The sequence below is a fragment of the Jeotgalicoccus saudimassiliensis genome, assembly GCF_000756715.1.
Classification (GTDB): Bacteria; Bacillota; Bacilli; order Staphylococcales; family Salinicoccaceae; genus Jeotgalicoccus; species Jeotgalicoccus saudimassiliensis.
Map to the genome: position 1 here is coordinate 1,345,011 of NZ_CCSE01000001.1, position 18,712 is coordinate 1,363,722.

Annotated in this window: 18 protein-coding genes; 5 read left to right on the forward strand and 13 right to left on the reverse strand. The window is 42.1% G+C overall.

Annotated elements, in window-relative coordinates; translation table 11 throughout:
* Positions 1-65 precede the first annotated feature (65 nt).
* From RZ44_RS06655 to RZ44_RS06660, 3 genes are all read right to left on the reverse strand, one after another.
* The gene (locus tag RZ44_RS06655) at positions 66-854 is read right to left on the reverse strand and encodes an N-acetylglucosaminidase (RefSeq protein WP_052108865.1); all 789 of its coding nucleotides are present in this window, start codon (positions 852-854) and stop codon (positions 66-68) included.
* A 79-nt stretch (positions 855-933) separates the two neighbouring features.
* Complete coding sequence (locus RZ44_RS11305) at positions 934-1,110, reverse strand: hypothetical protein (protein WP_171816117.1); 177 nt, start codon at positions 1,108-1,110, stop codon at positions 934-936.
* 219 nt (positions 1,111-1,329) lie between these two features.
* On the reverse strand, positions 1,330-2,646 hold the full coding sequence (locus RZ44_RS06660) for a Na+/H+ antiporter family protein (protein WP_035811621.1): 1,317 nt from the start codon (positions 2,644-2,646) through the stop codon (positions 1,330-1,332).
* 123 nt (positions 2,647-2,769) lie between these two features.
* On the opposite strand from RZ44_RS06660, the gene RZ44_RS06665 reads away from it, so the two are divergent.
* Complete coding sequence (locus RZ44_RS06665; protein ID WP_035809761.1) at positions 2,770-3,693, forward strand: homoserine O-succinyltransferase; 924 nt, start codon at positions 2,770-2,772, stop codon at positions 3,691-3,693.
* A gap of 23 nt (positions 3,694-3,716) precedes the next feature.
* Here RZ44_RS06665 and RZ44_RS06670 read toward each other — a convergent pair whose 3' ends face one another.
* Both RZ44_RS06670 and aroF read right to left on the reverse strand, forming a co-directional pair.
* The gene (locus RZ44_RS06670) at positions 3,717-4,007 is read right to left on the reverse strand and encodes a chorismate mutase (protein WP_035809762.1); all 291 of its coding nucleotides are present in this window, start codon (positions 4,005-4,007) and stop codon (positions 3,717-3,719) included.
* Positions 4,008-4,026: 19 nt separating this feature from the next.
* Positions 4,027-5,061 (reverse strand): 3-deoxy-7-phosphoheptulonate synthase, encoded by a 1,035-nt coding sequence (gene aroF / locus RZ44_RS06675; RefSeq protein WP_035809763.1) that lies wholly within the window; start codon positions 5,059-5,061, stop codon positions 4,027-4,029.
* A 420-nt stretch (positions 5,062-5,481) separates the two neighbouring features.
* Here aroF and RZ44_RS06680 point away from each other — a divergent pair, with 420 nt between their 5' ends.
* Positions 5,482-6,333: a prephenate dehydrogenase gene (locus tag RZ44_RS06680; RefSeq protein WP_035809765.1), complete on the forward strand. Its 852-nt coding sequence runs from the start codon at positions 5,482-5,484 to the stop codon at positions 6,331-6,333.
* A 226-nt stretch (positions 6,334-6,559) separates the two neighbouring features.
* On the opposite strand, the gene guaC is transcribed toward RZ44_RS06680, so the two are convergent.
* Together guaC and RZ44_RS06690 are read right to left on the reverse strand one after the other, a co-directional pair.
* Positions 6,560-7,543 (reverse strand): GMP reductase, encoded by a 984-nt coding sequence (gene guaC, locus RZ44_RS06685; protein WP_035809766.1) that lies wholly within the window; start codon positions 7,541-7,543, stop codon positions 6,560-6,562.
* Between the two features lie 135 nt (positions 7,544-7,678).
* Positions 7,679-8,542, reverse strand: coding sequence for a hypothetical protein (locus RZ44_RS06690; RefSeq protein ID WP_035809768.1), 864 nt, complete (start codon positions 8,540-8,542; stop codon positions 7,679-7,681).
* A gap of 194 nt (positions 8,543-8,736) precedes the next feature.
* On the opposite strand from RZ44_RS06690, the gene RZ44_RS06695 reads away from it, so the two are divergent.
* Positions 8,737-9,828 carry a PLP-dependent transferase gene (locus RZ44_RS06695; protein ID WP_035809769.1) on the forward strand — a complete coding sequence of 364 codons (1,092 nt, stop codon included), beginning with the start codon at positions 8,737-8,739 and terminating at the stop codon, positions 9,826-9,828.
* 50 nt (positions 9,829-9,878) lie between these two features.
* On the opposite strand, the gene RZ44_RS06700 is transcribed toward RZ44_RS06695, so the two are convergent.
* The 3 genes from RZ44_RS06700 to RZ44_RS06710 form a co-directional block, all read right to left on the reverse strand.
* Positions 9,879-11,384 (reverse strand): malate:quinone oxidoreductase, encoded by a 1,506-nt coding sequence (locus tag RZ44_RS06700; protein ID WP_035809771.1) that lies wholly within the window; start codon positions 11,382-11,384, stop codon positions 9,879-9,881.
* A gap of 171 nt (positions 11,385-11,555) precedes the next feature.
* The gene (locus RZ44_RS06705; protein WP_035809773.1) at positions 11,556-11,888 is read right to left on the reverse strand and encodes a hypothetical protein; all 333 of its coding nucleotides are present in this window, start codon (positions 11,886-11,888) and stop codon (positions 11,556-11,558) included.
* An 11-nt stretch (positions 11,889-11,899) separates the two neighbouring features.
* Entirely contained in the window at positions 11,900-12,568 is a 669-nt protein-coding gene (locus RZ44_RS06710; RefSeq protein WP_035809774.1) for an HAD family hydrolase, read from the reverse strand.
* 103 nt (positions 12,569-12,671) lie between these two features.
* On the opposite strand from RZ44_RS06710, the gene RZ44_RS06715 reads away from it, so the two are divergent.
* Together RZ44_RS06715 and putP are read left to right on the forward strand one after the other, a co-directional pair.
* Positions 12,672-13,112, forward strand: coding sequence for a YtoQ family protein (locus tag RZ44_RS06715; RefSeq protein ID WP_035809775.1), 441 nt, complete (start codon positions 12,672-12,674; stop codon positions 13,110-13,112).
* A 223-nt stretch (positions 13,113-13,335) separates the two neighbouring features.
* Positions 13,336-14,904, forward strand: coding sequence for a sodium/proline symporter PutP (gene putP / locus RZ44_RS06720; protein ID WP_035809776.1), 1,569 nt, complete (start codon positions 13,336-13,338; stop codon positions 14,902-14,904).
* Positions 14,905-14,961: 57 nt separating this feature from the next.
* On the opposite strand, the gene RZ44_RS06725 is transcribed toward putP, so the two are convergent.
* The 3 genes from RZ44_RS06725 to RZ44_RS06735 are packed head-to-tail and all read right to left on the reverse strand — an operon-like array spanning position 14,962 to position 18,703.
* Positions 14,962-17,181, reverse strand: a complete 2,220-nt coding sequence (locus tag RZ44_RS06725) for a TRAP transporter permease (protein ID WP_035809778.1) — start codon at positions 17,179-17,181, stop codon at positions 14,962-14,964.
* A gap of 3 nt (positions 17,182-17,184) precedes the next feature.
* Positions 17,185-17,700: a DUF1850 domain-containing protein gene (locus RZ44_RS06730; RefSeq protein ID WP_035809779.1), complete on the reverse strand. Its 516-nt coding sequence runs from the start codon at positions 17,698-17,700 to the stop codon at positions 17,185-17,187.
* Positions 17,701-17,704: 4 nt separating this feature from the next.
* Positions 17,705-18,703: a TAXI family TRAP transporter solute-binding subunit gene (locus RZ44_RS06735; protein ID WP_035809781.1), complete on the reverse strand. Its 999-nt coding sequence runs from the start codon at positions 18,701-18,703 to the stop codon at positions 17,705-17,707.
* Positions 18,704-18,712: the final 9 nt, after the last annotated feature.

Below are 18,712 nucleotides of genomic sequence, written 5' to 3' on the forward strand. Positions count from 1 at the left end.
TCGATCTGTGACTATCAAAACAAAAAAGGACGTACTTCTCTGAAACGGAAGTACGCCCTTTTTTTCTATTCTGGCTGATTATTATAATTCTGTGTATCCAGTTCTTTGTATTCCAGACCGAGCATATCATAGTAACCGTGCATAATACTCGCGATTTTTTCCGCCCATGCAATATCTGTCGCATAGAGATGCGTGCCCGGGTTTGCCGGATTCCAGCGCATTCGGTACAGCGTGTTCTGTCCGCCGTCCAGGTAGTTTGTCCGGATAAATTCCGCACCGCCGATAATCGCCGTTTCCGGTGATGACCAGTCGGCAGCCCGTGCGTAGCTCGAACCTTCGGCAATCGCATCGTGGTCGAACGCACCGATACCAAAGAAATTGTAATACGTTGTCCCTTCAACCGGAATACCCGACGCAAGTTCCGATTGACCGTGACCCGTTTCCAGCAGTGCATGGCTGATCAGATAAAGCGCATTGATGTTATGTCTACGTTCCGCCTCCATAAACGCGCGGCCAGTTCCTTCCAATATCCCTTTGCCCTCCAGCAGCGTGTTCAGTTCTTCTTCACCAGCGCCTGTCTTTGTATCCAGTGGAACAAATTGAAAGTTACTGCTGTTTTCCAGACTCATCGCTTCTTTTATATCATTTTCATCTGCATATTCTGTCATGCTGCCTGTAAGCTTCACATCACCCGTATTATTATTGACCTGCATACTGACAGCTTCTTCAAAAGTATACGTGGAAATCTCCTCCGTTTTAAAAAATGAAGTTTCTGAAACAAAGAATGCCAGCGTAAATAATGCCATAACAATTATCAGCAGTATAAACGGAATATTTTCTTTAATCCTTTCCATCGGCACCCTCCATAAAAATAAATGAGACTGACAATGTCAGTCTCATATTTATGTTTACTATATTAACGCTGTTTTACCGCTAGTCAAATAGAACTGCTTCTAACTGTTTCAACTTTTCCTGGCTTTCCTCATCGAGAGACTCCACAGTAATCCGCTGTTCGAGCAAATCCGTTGCATCGTCGATTGAAATACCGATTGCTTCACTGATTTGATATGCAGTTAAATTGCCTTTAAGAATGTTTAAATCTGTCTCCATACAATCACCTGTTCAAAAGTAATATATTATCAAGAGCTGCATGCTTTACCTTTCACGCGATAAAGTCGTTAAATGATTAAATATGAAGCTCAGGACAAATTCGCTGCTAATTAGTGAATTTTTTTACTTAGTAGATTAATTAAACTACATTATCCGGAAATTTTCAAGTTGGCAGTCACCTTTTTATCATTTTATTACATTAAATTTATCTTAAATTTCCTACAAAATCATACCGCCAATAAAGCCCGTAATAAGAACAGGTATATTCAGGAAGATAAATGTCGGTACACATGTGTCCCAGATGTGATCATGCTGACCATCGACATTCAGTCCTGCAGTCGGTCCGAGCGTGGAATCAGAAGCCGGAGAACCGGCATCACCAAGCACACCGGCAGTACCGACAATCGCAATAATTGCAGCGATTGACAGACCGAGTTCCGTCCCCATCGGCACAAATATCGCAGCGATAATCGGCAATGTAGCAAATGATGAACCGATTCCCATCGTTACGACTAAACCGACCAGCAGCATGCCCATCACGATAAACGCCTTATTATTACCAAGTGAATCTGAAATACTGTTAACCAGCGGCAGGACATCGTCAGTTGCAGTAATGACACCCGCAAAACCGTTTGCAGCAAGCATTACCATACCGATATAAGCCATGATTTTAATACCGTTGACAAGTTCACGGTCAAGGTCAGCCCATTTAAACTGCATTGACAGGAAGAAAACCATAATACCGCCGAGAGCACCAAAAATCATTGAATCCGTAAAGAACTGCACTGTGAACGTCACGATAATTGCAATTGCTGCAGTTACTAAAGTCTTCGTGCTGACCTTAACCCTCTCTGAAGACAGTTCGCTTTCCTGGTTTAAGTATTTACGCGGTTTTCTATAGTAGAAAAATGCCAGAATTAAACCGGCAGCGAAACCGAGCGCCGGAATCAGCATGTTCGGTGCAACATCTCCAAACTCAATTGTCGAACCTGCATTGGCAAAGCTCGTCACTATTGTATTCTGGAAAATCTGACCGTAACCAAACGGCAGCACCGCATACGTAAATGTCAGACCAAAAGTCATAACAATAGCCAGCAGTCTGCGGTCCAGCTGCAGCTCGTTAAACAGACTGATCAGCGGCGGAATAAGTATGGGAATAAATGCAATATGCACCGGAATTAAATTCTGGCTTATCATAGAAATAACGAGCAGCGTTACGACTAATGAAACCTTCGCAATTACGCGTGCTTTCGTCGTTTTACTGGAGTTCAGCACACTTAAAATCTTATCTACCATAACGTCGGTTATACCGCTGTATGCGATGAGTGCGGCAAACCCTCCAAGCAGGGCATAACTGAGTGCAATTTCTGCACCGTTGACAATGCCGCCTGTGAATACACCGATGACTTCTTCAACACCCATGCCGGACACAAGGCCCCCGATAAGTGCACCGATAAACAGTGCGAGTATGACATTAAGTCTGCACAGACTTAAAATGACCATAACAAGTATCGCTATTAAAACTGAGTTCATTATCATTCCTCCAAAATTTGTTTATATGTAGCTTTAAAAGTTTTTTGACAATTTCGACATTGACTGTCGTTTGTTTTCTGTTACATTAAGAAGTACTTACTATTTGTTATTTAAGGACGTGAATGCATGCCAATTAAAATCATCGAAGGACTTCCTGTACGGACGAAATTGCAACAAGAACAAGTATATACCATAGAAGCTTCCCGCGCGATATCTCAGGACATTCGTCCATTAAAAATTCTTATTTTAAACCTCATGCCGTTAAAAGAAACAACCGAACTCCAGCTGTTAAGGCTGCTCGGCAACTCTCCACTCCAGGTCGATGTTGAATTTCTGCATATGTCGACACATAAAAGCAGAAACACACCGACGAGTCATCTCCAGAAATTTTATAAAACATATAATGAAGTAAAAGATGATTATTTTGACGGCATGATAGTGACCGGTGCGCCGGTTGAGAAACTGAATTTCGAACAGGTGGGCTACATCGATGAACTTAAAACGATTATCGACTGGGCACAGACTCATGTCTTCTCCAGATTTTATATTTGCTGGGGTGCACAATTTGCCTTGAACCACTATTATAATGTCGAAAAGTATACTTTATCAGAAAAATTGTTCGGCGTGTTTGATTATCAGAATATAAAACCCGAACATCCGTATATACGCGGCTTTGATGATATTTATCAGGTACCACAGTCGAGACATACGAAGATTAATTACGAGGTTCTTCACGATATTCCAGAACTGGAAATTCTGACTTCAAGTAAAGAATACGGCCCGGACATCATTACTTCCAAAAATCAGCGGGACCTGTTTATATTCGGTCACCTTGAATACGACCGTGAAACGCTGAAAAAAGAATATGACCGCGATGCCGGGAACGGGCTTGATACAGCTGTACCATACAATTATTACCCGGAAAATAATCCCGCAGAAAACCCGAAATTCCAATGGCGGAGCCACGGCCATCTGCTGTTTAACAACTGGCTCAATGAAACGTACCAAAATACGCTGTACGATCTGACAAAACTGCAGAAACTAACATAAAAAGGCGCCCGGACGGGCGCCTTTTAGCATGTTTTCGTATGCTGACTGTGAAGACATTCCTGCTGTCTTCTACGTGAGAGCTCCATGAGGTGTTTACTAAACTCCGAGATATAAGTATCCAGCGTGTGATCATTTAAATGGGATATGTTTCTGTTAATAACCATCTTCTCACGCTGCGAGTCCAGTACCGGTACGTTATTGGCGAGTTTATACTCAGCAATTTCCGTCGACACTTTCATCCTCTTTTCGAAAAGCTGAACGAGCTGGCGGTCTATACTGTCTATTTCTTTACGTAACTCTTCATGTCTCCCCATGGTTAGCCTCCTCATTTTTTTATGCTATAACGATATCGTTAATTTGTTTTTTCTCGATTTCAAGAAGTACTTTGATTGTGTCCATTAATTCTTTGAACTCTGCAGGTGTCAGACACTGCTGACCATCGCTCCATGCATTCTCCGGATCTTCGTGAACTTCAATCTGCAGACCGTTTGCTCCGGCCATTACTGCTGCTTTCGCCATTGAAGGAATCAGGTATCTGACACCTGCTGCGTGTGACGGGTCAACAATAATCGGCAGGTGCGATTCTTTTTGTGCCACCGGTACTGCCTGAATATCAAGTGTGTTGCGCGTCGCTGTTTCGAAAGTGCGGATACCGCGTTCCACAAGTACGACGTTGTTGTTTCCGCCGGCCATGATGTACTCGGCAGACATTAACCACTCCTGAATCGTTGCTGACATACCGCGTTTTAAGTAAACCGGTTTGTTCGTCTGACCAAGCGCTTTCAGTAAGTCAAAGTTCTGCATGTTGCGCGCACCGATTTGAATCACGTCAACCATGTCGACAAATGTATCCAAATGATCCGTTCCCATCAGCTCTGAAACAATTGGCAGACCTGTTTCTTTTTTAGCTTCATTTAAAATTTTGAGCCCTTCAACACCAAGCCCCTGGAAGCTGTATGGTGACGTACGCGGTTTGAATGCTCCGCCGCGGAGTGAGTTTGCACCCGCATCTTTTAATTTAATTGCCAGTTCCACTGTGCTGTCTAAATCCTCAACAGAACATGGACCTGCACATACCATGAAGTTTTCAGCGCCGACTTTAACACCATTGCCTATATCGATTACGCTGTCATCTTCCTGGAAACTTCTGTTTGCTTTCTTGTATGGCTTTTGAATTCTGTACACCCCGTCTACGATACTGTATTTTTTGAAATCATTTTCGGAGACTTTTGATGTATCGCCAATCAGACCGATTATTGTTCGTCTTTCACCATCCGAACGGTGTACCTTGAAACCTGCTTCCTCTATATTTGAAACCAGTGTCTGAATGTTACCTTCCGTTGCGTCGCGTTTTACATGAATAATCATATTGAATAGCCTCCTAATTTTTTTAAAAATAAAACTGCCACTTAACTTTATATAGTAAGTGGCAGTGAGTATAGAAAAATATGTAGAAGTCCCGACTCCCAGCCACTTATTAAAAGTAAATGGCTAGACATTACAAAATCTTCAGCCATCATTGATACAAACAGTTTGTTTTACGTTTGTACGAATGATGAGTACAAACGGTATCAAAAATAGCTAAAGTATAAACGGTTATTAAGTTGTGAAGTTGAATGGGTTAACATAGTAACCGCTCCTTTGTAATGTATTTGTTTGTTATTATATGCCGGGTATTTTGCTTTGTCAATGATATTATTAGAATTAATTAAATGTTTACATAATTTAGTTAATTAATGTATATTCATTCTTATAGTATAATCGTAAAAATACGGAGGCTTTTAATATATGAATATAGCAATAATCGGTTTAGGAAATATCGGCGGATCGTTTGCCCTTGCCATTAAAGAGAACATTCCCGATGCTGATACATATGCAATAGATATCGACAACGACGTGCTTGAACAGGCAAAAGCACAACACATTATTAAAGACGGCTCACAGGATTTTAAAGATATTATCCCAAATGCCGACCTGATTATTTTTGCGGTTTATCCAAAACTGCTTGTACAGCTGGTGAAAGATTATGCACCTTACTTAAAAGAAGGATGTATTATTACAGATGTGACCGGTGTAAAAACTTCGATTATCGGAGAAGTTGAACCCCTGCTCCCTGAACACGCAGACTTTGTATTTGGACACCCGATGGCCGGACGCGAAAACCGGGGACTGGAATTCAGCAGCCGTGAGGTTTTTATCGGTGCCAACTATTTAATCACACCCACACCGAGAAACAGAGAAGAAAACATCGAGTTTCTGAAAAACTTCGTGAAGAAACTGGAATTCGGCAATATTTCTGTTGTCACACCTGATTTCCACGATGAAATGATCGGATTTACGAGTCAGCTCACACACGTTATTGCGATTTCTTTAATCAACAGTGACGATACAGAACGTAATACGAAGAAATATACCGGAGACAGCTACCGTGACTTAACACGCATCACGAACATTAACGAGAAACTGTGGCCGGAACTGTTTATGATGAACAAAGAACATCTGGTTAAACACATTGAAAACTTCCAGACCCAGCTCGATAAACTGAACGCTGCCATTCAAAGCGACGATGTCGGTACGATGGAAGAAATGATGCTGGAAAGTACGAAGCGATATAAAGATTTACATGATATAGAAGATTAAATGATGCGTTGACGCCAAATCCGTTGTGGATTTGGCGTTTTTTAGCGGTTTTGGGGGTTGCGAGGTGTATTTGGCCGGGAATGAGGAGTGCTCATTGCGGAGGAAACGCGCTTGCCCGGGAATGCCGCGCGCTCATTGCGGAATAAACGACCTCACCCTGGGAATATTCAACCCTTCTCCAACAAAAAAACAGAACCGCCGTAACGGTTCTGCTGCATTTATCTATTTAATATACTTTATCGCCATTGAAGATTGAGTTTTTAACTACTACGTAATCGACTGTGCGGATTGCATCGAGAGTATTGCCGCCGGCATATGATATAGAAGACTGAAGATCCTGCTGCATTTCTCTCAGCGTTGCAGCCAATGGCCCTTTGTATTCTACATACATTTTCTTGCCTTCAACATTTTTGTGTTCACCTTTTTGGAATTCAGATGCTGAACCGAAATATTCCTTATATTTCTGACCGTTTTCCTCGTATACAGTCCCCGGTGATTCTTCGTGTCCTGCAAACAGTGAACCGATCATTACCATCGATGCACCGAATCTTACTGATTTAGCGATATCACCGTGTGTACGGATTCCGCCGTCGGCGATAATCGGTTTTGATGCCGCTTTTGCACATAAACGCAGTGCAGCAAGCTGCCATCCGCCTGTACCAAATCCAGTTTTTATTTTCGTAATACATACTTTACCCGGACCGATTCCAACTTTGGTAGCGTCCGCACCTGCATGTTCAAGTTCTCTTACTGCTTCAGGTGTGCCGACGTTACCTGCAATCAGAAACGCCTCAGGAATATTCTTTTTAATGTGCTTAATCATATCCATTACTCTGTCTGAATGACCGTGAGCAATGTCAATTGTAATATAGTCAGGCACTAAGCTTTGTTCTTTTAAGCTGAGTACAAAATCGTACTCTTCAGGTTTAATCCCGACACTTATAGAAGAAATCAGGTTTTTATCTCTCATTTTATTAATAAAATCGATGCGTGTTTCAGGTTTGAAACGGTGCATTATATAGAAGTATCCATTTTCCGCCAGATATTCTGCAATATTTTCATCAATGATAGTCTGCATATTCGCAGGCACTACAGGCAGTTTGAATGTGTGCTTGCCGAATTTAATTGACGTATCACACTCTGAACGACTGTCCACAATACATTTGTTCGGAATTAACTGTATATCTTCATAATCAAAAACGTTTTCCATGATAAAAGCTCCTCTAATCCGCATATTATTTAAATGATGTTTCAATCTCGTTCGCCAATAGGGATTATATTAGATTTAAAAGTGCATGTCAACGAACTTGCAGAAATAAAAAAAGAATCGAAATAAATTTCGATTCTATCCTTTGAACATGCTTGCCAGTTTACCGAAGAATCCTTTTTTAGGTTCTTCAATCTGCTGTTTGGCAGTATCTTCTGTATTCACTTCTTCTGCTGGTTCCGATGTTACCTTCTCTTCCTGTGCACTCAGGTCGATTGTACCAGTGTTCTGCTTTTCAGTCTCCACAGATTTTTCGGCAGTTTCTTCGGTCTCAACGGCAGTTTCTTCCTCGGCAGCATCTTCTTCTGCCACAGCCTCCTCTGCTTCTTCAGCCGGCTCCTCTTCAACAGTCTCTTCTTCCACTGCTTCCTCTTCTTCAGCAGGAGCTTCAACAACGATTTCTTCCTCTGTTGTTTCCGGCGTCACGGTTTCTTCCATGCCCGTTTCTTCCGAAGCATCTTCTGTTGTGTCTTCCGCGATGGATGTTTCAACTTTTTCTACCGGGTTGTATTCAAGTGCTTTAAGATCATATTCCTCAAGTCTGTGCACCAGTGTGCTTATATTTGATTTAAGCTCTTTGTTTTCATTTTGGATTTCATCCAGCTTTTCAAGTACCAGCGCAAGTAATCTCGAAACGTCGCTGTCCGACATTTTAGAAATCTGATTTTCACTTGGCATCTCTTCAAAGTCATCCATATTTTCAATGATTTCATCTGCTGCGGAGTCCAGAGTATTTCCCGGAGACTTCGCAATTTTAATCATTTCCTGTAAAACACTCACATCTTTTTTAGAAAACAATCTTCTGTTGTGTTCATCTTTTGCAACTTCATAATTTCTGTCTTCAAGTAATCTAACGTATTTTCTAACGTTCTGATCAGACAGTTCTACCATGTCCGTTACTTGAGCTGTTGTATAGTATATAACGTTCTGTGACTGACTCACTCGTATCACTCCTGTAATTGAATTAACCTAATTATAACGCTTATCGTTATTATTATCTACCACTTTCTTATGCGGTGTATTGCCGTTATTAATTTTAAGTTTTCGCAATATTCCAGCAAGTCATTGACTTGTATAGACTTAGTTTATATATTTAACATATCTTTCATAAAATACATAGACGAAAAGGATGGTAAATATTGGACACTAAATTATCTCAAATTTCATTAAAACCTGACCATACAGGTGCGACGACCAGCCCTATATATTTATCAACTGCATTTAAACACGACGGTGTCGGACAGTCTACAGGATTCGACTACACGCGGACTAAAAATCCGACGCGTTCCCATTTCGAAGAAGCATTCGCAGAACTGGAAGGCGGCACTCATTCTTTCGCCACTTCAAGCGGCATGGCAGCTGTTCAGCTTTGCTGCAACTTACTTAACAGCGGCGATGAAGTAATCGTCAGTTTCGACTTATACGGCGGTACATACAGAATCTTTGATTTCTATGAAAAGAAATACAACATCAGATTCCACTATGCAGATTTTAATAACCATGAAGAGCTGACTTCTCTAATCACCCGTAAGACCCGGGCATTCTTTATCGAGCCCATCACCAATCCTTCCATGGAAACAACAGATTTACCACCTCTGTACAAAATTGCACAGGAAAATAATATCCTGACTATTATCGATAACACATTCTTAACACCATACTTATCAAGGCCGCTGACAGAAGGTGCGGATATCGTACTTCATTCAGCAACCAAATATATCGGCGGTCATAACGACGTTCTTGCCGGCGTTGTCACGGTTAAAGATGAAACTCTCGCTGAACAACTCGGTTTGTACCACAATATGATCGGTGCCACATTATCACCGTTCGACGGCTTCCTGCTGCTCCGCGGTTTAAAAACGCTGCACGTCAGAATGGACCGTCAAATCGACAACGCAAAAAAAGTCGCTGCACATTTTAAAAACCATGAAGCAGTCGATAAAGTGCTCTATGCCGGAACGACAGGCATGCTCAGTCTCCGTTTCAAAAAGACACACAGCGTAAACACATTCCTGGAAAAGATTGAACTCTGTACATTCGCCGAGAGTCTCGGCGGTACCGAAACATTTATCACCTTCCCGTTTACTCAGACTCATGCCGAGATGCCGGATGAAGAGCGCATCAAACGCGGAATCGATGATTCACTGATTCGTCTGTCCATCGGCATTGAAAACGCGGATGATATTATTCAGGATATCGAACAGGCCATCAGTCAATCGGTGAAATAAAAAAGCAGGCATCAGTTCCGCTCTGGAATCTGATGCCTGTCTATTTTAAATCAGCTTAACAATGCACCTGTCTCATGACTTTTCAGTCTTAAAGTATCAGTTGTGCGTTCGTTCATTTCTTTAAACATCTCAGGATTGTCAGATAATGAAGTACCGTAAGTCGGGATCATTTCCTTAATCTTATCCTGCCACGTTCCAAACTCTTCAGGGAATGCCTGTTTTAACAGTTCAAGCATTGCATCAACACATACAGAAGCACCTGGTGAAGCACCAAGCAGTGCCGCAATTGAACCGTCTTCAGAAACAATCGTTTCCGTACCGAACATCAACGTCCCTTTTCCTTTGTCCGTATCTTTAATCATCTGTACACGCTGACCTGCTGTAATTGTCTTCCAGTCTTTAGACTGTGCTTCCGGAATAAATTCACGGAGCTCGTCCATACGTTCTTCGTCTTTAAGAAGAACCTGCTGTATTAAATATTTAGTCAGACCCATTTCTTTCGCACCGGCTGACAGCATAGTCAGAACGTTATACGGTTTAACCGAGCCGATCAAGTCCATGTAAGAACCTGTCTTCAGGAATTTCGGAGAGAAGCCGGCAAACGGTCCGAACAGTAACGATCTCTTGCCGTCGATATAACGTGTATCAAGATGCGGTACTGACATCGGCGGTGCGCCGACTTTTGCTTTACCGTACACTTTAGCTTCGTGCCGGTTCACCACTTCTTCATCATCACATACGAGGAACAGCCCGCTGACCGGGAAGCCTCCGATATTTTTAGATTCCGGAATATTTGTCTTCTGCAGTAACGGCAGACTGCCGCCGCCCGCACCGATAAATACAAAGTCTGCTGTGTGGTATTCCATCTTGCTGTTGTTCATATTTTTAACTTTAACCTGCCACTTTTCTTTTTGTGTGCGTCGGATATCCTGAACAGCATGCTTGAAATTCATTTCAACACCCTGCTCTTTCAATTTCGCGAATAATTTCTTAGTCAGACTGCCGAAGTTAATGTCCGTCCCTGAATCAATACGCGTCACAGCGATTTCTTCATTCGGGTCGCGCCCTTCCATCATCAGGGGAAGCCATTCTTTCAGTACTTCGTGGTCGTCACTGTATTCCATCCCTTCAAACAGCGGACTTTCAGTCAGTTTTTCAACACGCTTCTTAAGGAACTCCACATTCTTTTCGCCTTCTACAAAACTCATGTGGGGAACTGTGCGGATAAAGTCTTCCGGATTACCCATATAGCCCTTTTCAATTAAATACGCCCACAGTTGTTTTGAAATCTGGAACTGCTCATTAATTTTAACAGCTTTTGCAGTATCTATTGAGCCGTCTGCCAGCTCCGGTGTATAGTTCAGCTCACATAACGCAGAATGTCCTGTACCGGCGTTATTCCATGCGTTTGAACTTTCGATTGCAACATCATCAAGCTTTTCAAAAACTTTAATGTTCCAGTCGGGTTTTAATTCTTTTAACAGTGTTCCGAGTGTAGCGCTCATAATCCCGCCGCCAATCAGAACCACGTCCGTTTTGCTAATAGAAGTAGTCATACTTAAATTGATGCCCCTTATCATTATTTTAGTATATTAACAGTCAGTAACAGTATACTCCTTTTTTCCATCTTCTGAAAGTCATATTATGAAATGTGTTATACCAATAATTAAAAGTGTTATACTAATTGAAACAAAAAAATGCGCTGTAACAGCGCACCTTAAACTTTATTATTTTCCGCTTTTTTCATTCACAAACTGAGCGAAGGATTCAGCGTCTCCCGAAGTAATGTCAACCATTGCTATTTTCCCCATACCTTCCGGGAATTCTATAAACAGTACATTATCTTCAACATATGACTGCACAATATCCGGATAGGCAAACACTCTGGTGTAGGCCTCACCGTTCATATCTACATTCATGAACATACGTTCATTTGTCGTCATATATGCACCCGGGAAGTGCGCCTGGTCCCTTACTTTATAAAGTACTGTACCTTCCACTGATGGTCCAAACTTCTCTGTCGGATAAAGATCCGCTTCTGTTAAATTAATTAAGCTCACAGTTTATCCTCCTAAAAATCGTTTAATATTTTCCAGTTCTTATCCTGTGCGACGGACAGGAGATCACTGTCCGGTGCTACTGCCACCGGTTTGCCGACAAGTTCCAGCATTTTAAGATCCGTTATACTGTCACTGTACGCCTGACTGTTCGTCCAGTCCACTTCTTTGTTTTTGAAATGTTCTTTTATAATATCGATTTTACGATCCGCAAACATGCGTTCAAACCGCGTTTTGTAATCCAGCTTGTTGCCGTTGTAATGTATTTTTGAGCCGACGATATAATCGAATCCGACACCTTTAAATAACGCTTCGAGTAAAGGTATAAAAGCACCGGAAATCAGCACGATATAATAATTTTCCTGCTTCAGCTGCTGAATTTTTTCAAGCAGCGAAGTTCTGAGCTCTTCGCTCATCTCATTTGCAACATCTGCAAAAAACCCGTCAATTTCCTGTTTGGAATAACCTTTGAAAGAAAGTATGTACGATTCCAATGCTCTGTTCTGCATTTTGATTTTCGGCACCATCTTCATTTTATAACCAAAATATGCAGGTGCAAAATGACGGACAAAGTGTTTATAGTTCTTTTTATATTTCGGGTGGCTTTTCAAATGCGCACGCAGTGTTTCAAATGTTTCATGCGGATATAAAGTCCCGTCAAAATCAAATAATGCAACTTTCATGTCGGTCTATTCCTCTCCATGGATTATTAATCTACTCTAAACATTTTACCATAAACAGATTAGGGTATATACTAATATGCAATGACTATTAGGAGGTTGTTTCATGGATTTAACAGTTTATTTGGCAGGCGAGATTCACAGTGACTGGAGAGACAAAATTCAATCGCTGGCAGCAGAAAAAGATTTACCGTTAACTTTTGTTTCACCTCAGACGAATCATGATTTATCTGACGATATCGGTGAAAATATTCTCGGTGAACAGCCAAACAAGTACTACCGCGATGATGCAGCATCGGGCATTAACAATCTGCGCACGCAGGTTCTAATGAACAAAGCTGACGTAGTAATCGCTCTTTTCGGCGAAGAATATAAACAGTGGAATACTGCAATGGATGCGACTACAGCCATTAATAACGGCAAACCGTTAATTTTAGTCCGTCCGGAAAAATTAATCCATCCATTAAAAGAAATTTCCGAGAAAGCGAACGTCGTAACAAGCTCAGTAGAACAGGCCGTTGAAGTGCTAGCATATATTTACAAATAAAATAAATTCTTTAAGAACCGCTCAGTAACAGGATTACCGGGCGGTTTTCCATCTGAATCAGCAGATAAGTAACCCGACCACGTTGTAATAGTGCTCTATCATGGTTATAATCGGCTTATGTGTAATTCTATTCTTCTGTTTCGAAAGATTGGATTACTTCATGGTTTATGTATTAATCCTGCATAAACAGTTTTACAATTTTATAAAGGGGAGAGGTTTTTGAATGATTCTTAACACAACAGCAGGATCGACTTTCACCTTCACAGCAGGGTGGGAACAGTACGTGATGATGGCGGTGTATTTCCTCGTCTTAGTCGCGATTGGGGTTTATGCATACAATAAATCCACATCAAATCTTAATGAGTATATGCTCGGCGGCCGTAATATCGGTCCTTGGGTAACGGCATTGTCTGCCGGAGCTTCTGACATGTCTGGCTGGATGCTGATGGGACTTCCAGGAAGCATGTACAGTGTCGGACTCTCAAGTATTTGGATTGCTGTAGGTTTAACTGTCGGGGCTTACGTGAACTACATAGTTGTCGCTCCAAGACTCCGCGTTTACTCGGAAGTCTCAAACGACTCAATTACGCTCCCGGACTTTTTTGAAAACCGCTTTAAAGACAGTAAGCACATGCTGCGCATTATCGCAGGTCTCGTAATTGTCATATTCTTCGCTGTCTATACAGCCAGCGGAATGGTATCGGGCGGTAAATTATTTGAAAGTGCATTTAACTTACCGTATCACTGGGGCTTATTCGTTACAGCCGGCGTAGTTGTAATCTACACATTCTTCGGCGGTTACCTGGCCGTAAGTCTTACCGACTTCTTCCAGGGAACGATAATGTTTATCGCTATCGTTATGATTCCAATCGCAACATGGATGACTCTGACTGGAGACGGTGTTGAGCCGTTTGTCAGAATCGAAGAGCTGGGTGCGATTGCTGATATCAACTATCTTTCACTGATCAGCGGTGTATCGATTATTACCATTATCAGTAACCTTGCATGGGGATTCGGTTACTTTGGACAGCCTCATATCATCGTACGCTTTATGTCTATCAGATCACATAAAATCGTACCTAAGGCTCGCCGTATTGGTATTATCTGGATGACAATCTCGCTTATCGGTGCTTGTTTAACAGGTTTACTCGGTATTGCTTTCACAGATGCAACACGTCACGAAGTTGCAGATGCTGAGACAATTCTCATTCTTATGAGTCAGGTTCTTTTCCACCCGTTAGTCGGCGGATTCTTCCTGGCAGCAATTTTAGCAGCAATCATGAGTACAATTTCTTCACAGCTTCTTGTTACTTCAAGTTCACTTGTACAGGACTTCTATAAAATGGTCCGTCTGAAAATGATCGGCGGTAAAGAAACGAAGACTGAAGAAGAACAGGATAAACTGTTTGTGCTTGCCGGCCGTATTTCTGTAGTAATAGTAGCAATTGTCGCTATTCTTATTGCATGGGACGACGAATCTGTAATTCTTGATATCGTTGCAAACGCCTGGGCAGGCTTCGGTGCTGCATTCGGTCCATTAATGGTTATGGCATTACACTGGAAAGGCATGACACGTTCAGGTGCGATTGCTTCAATTATCGGTGGTGCTGCAACAGTTATTATCTGGATCGCTGCAGGCGGTTTCGGTACAGGACTTTATGAAATTGTTCCTGGTGTTATCGTTGCAACACTTGCGGGTATCGTCGTAAGTAAGATGACTAAGAACCAGCTTGTACCGGACATGGTTACAGAGTTCGACGAAACTGAAAGAATTTTAAGAGAAGATAAGTAAACAAATCAAAAAACGCGAATCGGAATTATCCGGTTCGCGTTTTTTTCTGTCTTTATATTATGCTGTTACAGGTTCCTGCTTTTTCTTCTTATAAAGCTGATAACCTACCAGCAGTGCAATGAGGCCAAGGCCGATTCCATCTGTAATTAAATCACTTTGAATGAACAGCAGTGCTGCGATTACTGCGATAATACGTTCTGCAATATTATATTTCACAAACATATAGTTTTGAATAAATGATGCGAATGTTGCCATACCGACCGCCGCGGTCAGAATTGCCCAGATCATTTCCAGTATTCCGGCATCCGTAATCAGCAGTATTGTAGGATTTATCGCAAACATAAACGGAAGCAGTAATGCAGCTGAGTCATACTTAAAGCCCTGTACCCCGGTTCTTATCGGCCCTGCCTTGGCTATCCCGGCAGTTGCATAGGCCGGCAGATTAATCGGCGGTGTGTCATCCGCGAGTACGCCGTAATACAATACAAACAGATGTGCGACAATAACCGGCAGACCCATATTCGTCAGTACCGGGGCAATTACTGCTGCAAGAACGACGTATGTTGCCGTCGTCGGAAGACCCATCCCGAGAAACAGACACGCAAAAACAGTCAGTACAAGAGCAATATACAGCTGAGTGTTGTCGGTAACCATGAAGTTCGGCAGCCAGCCTTCAATCGTATCTGAAAACCCAATGACGATTCTTGTGAATTTTGTCGATAAGCCGCTCGTCGTAATGACGCCGATCAAAATTCCTGCCGTCGCACAGGCAACGATAATACTCAGTGCATTTCTTGATGCTTTATCAAATCCATCCACCAGCTGGCGGATTCCGTATTTCTGAGGTTCTACATCCCGCTTTGTCATCTTCATAAAGATTGCAAAAAGCAGCGCGACAATTGTTCCGCCAAGCACCATCGTAAATATCGGACTGCGCCAGCGGACAGTCTCTGCATTAAACAGATTTAAACCGAGAGCATCGTTAAATATCACGAGTCCCTGGTTTACAAACACAATCAGATACTGCATCGAGAATGTAATTCCCAGAAGTATGGCCGCAAAGATTAGCGTCCGGCCCATACTCGTTTTGAATCGATATGCAAAGAAAGCAATGATAATCATTGCAATAATTGAGTAGAATGCAGACGCGTTAACCGAAGCTCGCTCCACCACGAGGAAATACAGCAATATTAAAATCGGCACGATCAGATACCCCTGACTGAGCAGCAGTTTTCTTGCCGATGACATTTCCGATCTGTCGATACCGGATATATTGTGCTTGTTTGCTTCAAAATGAACCATAAACAGAATACCAACATAAGCAAGCAGTGCAGGTATCAGTGCACTTTTAATAATTTCAAAATAAGGAATACCCGTAAATTCTACCATGATGAAAGCTGCTGCACCCATAACAGGGGGCAGGAACTGTCCGCTGGATGATGCTGCAACTTCTACACCCCCCGCTACATGCGGAGGAAATCCTACCCGTTTCATTAATGGAATAGTAAATGTTCCTGTCGTTACCGCATTCGCAGTTGAACTTCCCGAAATACTTCCCATCATACCACTTGCTACAACACTCGCTTTGGCTGGTCCGCCTTTATATTTACCGAAACCGCGTATAGCAAGATCGATAAACATTTTCCCGGCCCCGGTTGATTCAAGTATTGCCCCAAACAATATAAAAATAAATACAAATTGTGCCGAAGCATAGATTGGTGTTCCGAATATACCGTTACTTCTGTATGTAATCTCATAGACGAATCTCGAGAAATCGCCTCTGTTGTGATAAAACTGTCCCGGTAAAAACTCTCCCGCGAAGAAATAGGCAATACCAATTAATGCAATAATTACAAGCGGCAGACCGACAACACGTCTCGTCGCTTCAATTACAATCACTATAAACAGTGCCCCAAGAATTAAGTCCACTTCTGTCGGCCGCGCTGACATTATTTCAGGCGCATCCTGTCTGTTTATTAAATAAATTCCGAGCCCCAGTGATACTCCTGATAATATAAAATCATATATTGGAATTGTTTTTTGTCCCTTCCCTTTTCTAATCGGGAAAATTAAGAACACCAGTACTATTGCAAGTGTCAGGTGAATAATCAAGAATGTTCTTGAACCGATACCCGGCAAACCGAAGCCCGCAACGTAAAGGTGAAATATAGCAAGAAGAATTGATATCGAACTGACAAAAATGGCCAGTTTTTTACCCGGATCCCTGTCACTGCCTTCTAATTCCTGAATCATTTTCTGTTGTTCCCTAGCATCCATTGGTTAATCACCTCTAAAATAACTTTTAATTAATTTTACTTCCAGATTGTTTCCTTTGTATGGTGCGTCAGAAATCACAATATCGTTATCCCCTATAACAATATGATGCGGGAAAACCGACGATGGTCTGATTCTCAGTGTGCCGCCGTGAACTTTGCGATTAATGTTTTTAATAATGAATGTTCCATTCCTTATTTCAACATCATCACCTTCATAAGGCATACCCGCTCCAAAGGATTCCGTGTGACTTTCCATCGTGTATATACCGTCACTCCGCACTTCAAACACTTCACTCACCGGGGAACGCTCAACTGAATGAATATAATTCACTTCAAATCGTTCACCGTATTCAACTTCCTGGATAAACAACTGTTCATCAGTACTCATATTTTCAATAACAAGCTTTGCCGGCTTGTTAATTTGAAGTATCAGCACTGCTTCCAGCACAATAAACAGACCTGTAAGGGATAAAAAGGCATTGCGTATATGCAATGCCTTTTTATAATTATTTTCACTCATTTAATCACTGCTCGTCGTAGTAACGCTGTACACCAGGGTGCAGGTCAATCGACATACCGTCTTCTGCAGTATCAAGTGTCAGCTCTTCACCGCGCACATGAGCGTTAGCCATTGAATCCAGGTTTTCAAAAATTGCTTTTGTCATTTCATACATCTGATCTTCAGGGATATCATTTGAAGCAATCAGCATTGCCTGTACGGCAACTGTAGAAGCTGAACTGTCAAAGTTATCGTAAGCATCTGCAGGAATATCCACCTGAGTATAGTAAGTGTACTCTTCCATCAGCTGATTCATTGCATCTTCATCAAAGCTTACAATTTTAACATCTGCACTTGCGCTTAACTCCTGAATTGCACCAGTTGGAGTTCCGGCAGTTACGAATGCGGCATCAACGTTGCCGTCCTGCAGGTTCGTTGATGCATCCGAGAAGTCTAAGTATTGTGCATCCACATCGTCAACCGTCATACCGTGTGCTTCGATAATCTGAGTTGCGTTTGCTTCTGTACCCGATCCCATGTCACCGATGGCAACACGCTTACCTTCAAGGTCAGCCACTGAATCTATACCAGAATCAGCTAAAGTTACCAGTTGAATTGTTTCAGGATAAATTGTGAATACACCGCTGTAATTTTCAAGCGGTTCACTGAACATATTGCTGCCTTCAGCACCGTAAAATGCAATATCGTTCTGAACAAGTGCAAGCTGTGCTTCACCATTGTTTAACTGTTCGGCGTTTGATACCGATGCACCTGAAGACACACCAGTTGCGCTTACATTATCAAATGAAGAATCGATAATGTCAGCCATTGCTACCCCGAGAGGGAAGTATACTCCCGCTTCACCGCCTGTCAGCAAAGTAACATTTTCAATCCAGTCATCTCCGCCTGCTGAATCTCCCGAACTTTCTTCGCTTCCTTCGTCATCCGCAGAATCTCCGCCACATGCTGCTAAAACCAGCATTACTGCAGAAAGCAACAGCAAAAACCAATAATTCTTCTTCATAAAAATTAT

Bases quoted from the DNA above. Each gene is read 5' to 3' on its own strand.
- RZ44_RS06715 (WP_035809775.1), top strand. From the start codon at position 12,672: ATGGATTTAACAGTTTATTTGGCAGGCGAGATTCACAGTGACTGGAGA.
- RZ44_RS06680 (WP_035809765.1), top strand. From the start codon at position 5,482: ATGAATATAGCAATAATCGGTTTAGGAAATATCGGCGGATCGTTTGCC.
- RZ44_RS06670 (WP_035809762.1), bottom strand. From the start codon at position 4,007: ATGGGGAGACATGAAGAGTTACGTAAAGAAATAGACAGTATAGACCGC.
- RZ44_RS06655 (WP_052108865.1), bottom strand. From the start codon at position 854: ATGGAAAGGATTAAAGAAAATATTCCGTTTATACTGCTGATAATTGTT.
- putP (WP_035809776.1), top strand. From the start codon at position 13,336: ATGATTCTTAACACAACAGCAGGATCGACTTTCACCTTCACAGCAGGG.
- RZ44_RS06730 (WP_035809779.1), bottom strand. From the start codon at position 17,700: ATGAGTGAAAATAATTATAAAAAGGCATTGCATATACGCAATGCCTTT.
- guaC (WP_035809766.1), bottom strand. From the start codon at position 7,543: ATGGAAAACGTTTTTGATTATGAAGATATACAGTTAATTCCGAACAAA.
- RZ44_RS06710 (WP_035809774.1), bottom strand. From the start codon at position 12,568: ATGAAAGTTGCATTATTTGATTTTGACGGGACTTTATATCCGCATGAA.
- RZ44_RS11305 (WP_171816117.1), bottom strand. From the start codon at position 1,110: ATGGAGACAGATTTAAACATTCTTAAAGGCAATTTAACTGCATATCAA.
- RZ44_RS06725 (WP_035809778.1), bottom strand. From the start codon at position 17,181: ATGGATGCTAGGGAACAACAGAAAATGATTCAGGAATTAGAAGGCAGT.
- RZ44_RS06665 (WP_035809761.1), top strand. From the start codon at position 2,770: ATGCCAATTAAAATCATCGAAGGACTTCCTGTACGGACGAAATTGCAA.
- aroF (WP_035809763.1), bottom strand. From the start codon at position 5,061: ATGATTATTCATGTAAAACGCGACGCAACGGAAGGTAACATTCAGACA.
- RZ44_RS06735 (WP_035809781.1), bottom strand. From the start codon at position 18,703: ATGAAGAAGAATTATTGGTTTTTGCTGTTGCTTTCTGCAGTAATGCTG.
- RZ44_RS06700 (WP_035809771.1), bottom strand. From the start codon at position 11,384: ATGACTACTTCTATTAGCAAAACGGACGTGGTTCTGATTGGCGGCGGG.